This window comes from Rhizobacter sp. P1_G5, assembly GCF_056405435.1.
Genome location: NZ_JBFUCB010000954.1, coordinates 1 through 1,510, shown reverse-complemented (window position 1 = coordinate 1,510; position 1,510 = coordinate 1). Strand labels below are relative to the sequence as shown.

The following is a 1,510-nucleotide window of genomic DNA, read 5'->3' as shown; positions in this document are numbered from 1 at the left end:
GTCCACACCTCGTGCAAGCGCAGGCGCAGGCGCCCCGCCGCCTGCTCGCCGGCCAGCAGCACGGCCACGCTCGGGTAGCTCGCGACGATGGTCGGCGCGAACGCCTGCAGCTGCGCCACCAGCGCCGCCGCCGGCTGCAGGAACGAGAAGCCGCGCAGCCGCGGCGCCCACGCCGGCACCCGGTGCCGCAGCCGCTCGACGCTCACGGTGCTCGCGAAATGCCCGCCGGTGGCACCGACGAACGCGATGCGCTCGCCCAGCAGCCACGGGTCGAGCAGCCGCCGCCACGGCTGCAGCACCGGCCGGCGGCACGCCTCCAGCGTGTCGTAGACGCGCATCGCGCCCTCGTCCTGCACGAACAGCGCCGGCTCGCCCTGGCTGCCCGAGCTCTCCCACACCTGGTAGCGCCCGAGGTACGGCCGGCCGATGCCGTCGGGCTGCGCGATGAAGCGCCGCAAGCCCGCCAGGCGCAGCGCCGGGTCGGCCACCCAGTCGTCGAAGCGGTGCATCAGCGTGTGCTTGTCGATCGCCGGCAGGTCGCGCAGCGCCGCACGTGCCGGGTCGATGCCGCGCAGCAGTTTCCGGTACAGCGGCGAATCGCGCGCCGCCGACTGCAGCAGCGCCGCGAGCCGCTGCGCCTGCCGCGCCGCCAGCGCCTCAGGCGTGCCCTGCGGCACGGCCAGCACGTCGAGTGCGAGTGCCGCACCCTGCCATGCCGCGTCGGCGGCCGATTGCCAGTCGGACACCGGCGAGGCCGCTTCGGGAGGTGCCGGACGGGGGGTGGTCATCGCGGGTTTCGGTGCAAATGTGCCCTTGGGGACCATTGGAACACCCGACGATGCGCACCGGCACCCCGCGCCGCCTTGCGTTTGCGCAAACCGCCGGCGGGCATGGCTTGCCTACGATGCGACCGCGCCGATCCCGGCGTGCGAAGCGAACCCGGAGGATCACCATGCACACCCAACCCTTTGCCGGCAATGGCAGCGATACGCTGGCCGGCGGCCTGCGCCAGATGGTCGACGAGGCCGAACGCATGCTGAAGAGCGCGGCCCRGACCGGCGACGAGAAGGTCGACGCGGTGCGCCAGCGCCTGGCCGAGCAGGTGCGCGAGATGCGCAGCCAGCTCGAGCAGCTCGAGGACGATGCCCTGCACCAGGCGCGCCGCGCCGCGCGGCAGGCCGACCACGCGGTGCACGCGCACCCGTACGGCGCGATGGGCGTCGCGGCGGCGGTCGGGCTGCTGGTCGGCTTCCTCGCGGCCCGCCGCTGATGCAGTCGGCCGCCGACGCGTTGCCGCAGCTGCTGGGCACGCTGCTCGACAGCGGGCGCACGCGGCTCGAACTCCTCTCGGTCGAGATCGAGGAGGAGCGGCTGCGCCTCGCGGCGCTCTTCATCGCCGCGGCCGTCACGGTGTTCTGCGCGCTGGWCGCGAGCGTGCTGCTCGCCACCGGGCTGGTGCTGCTGTGCGAGCCGGCGCAGCGCCCGCTGGCGGTCGGTCTCGCGACCGCGC

Annotated in this window: 2 protein-coding genes and 1 pseudogene; 2 read left to right on the top strand and 1 reads right to left on the bottom strand. The window is 74.6% G+C overall.

Annotated elements, in window-relative coordinates:
- Positions 1–788: pseudogene (locus AC1D12_RS33065) on the bottom strand (hypothetical protein); the annotation flags it as partial.
- Positions 789–952: 164 nt separating this feature from the next.
- Between AC1D12_RS33065 and AC1D12_RS33060 the strand changes: the two are divergent.
- Positions 953–1,270 (top strand): ElaB/YgaM/YqjD family protein, encoded by a 318-nt coding sequence (locus AC1D12_RS33060; protein ID WP_477845342.1) that lies wholly within the window; start codon positions 953–955, stop codon positions 1,268–1,270.
- Positions 1,270–1,510, top strand: a 241-nt coding sequence (locus tag AC1D12_RS33055; RefSeq protein WP_477845341.1) for a phage holin family protein, incomplete at its 3' end; no start/stop codon positions are given. The genes AC1D12_RS33060 and AC1D12_RS33055, both read left to right, overlap by 1 nt.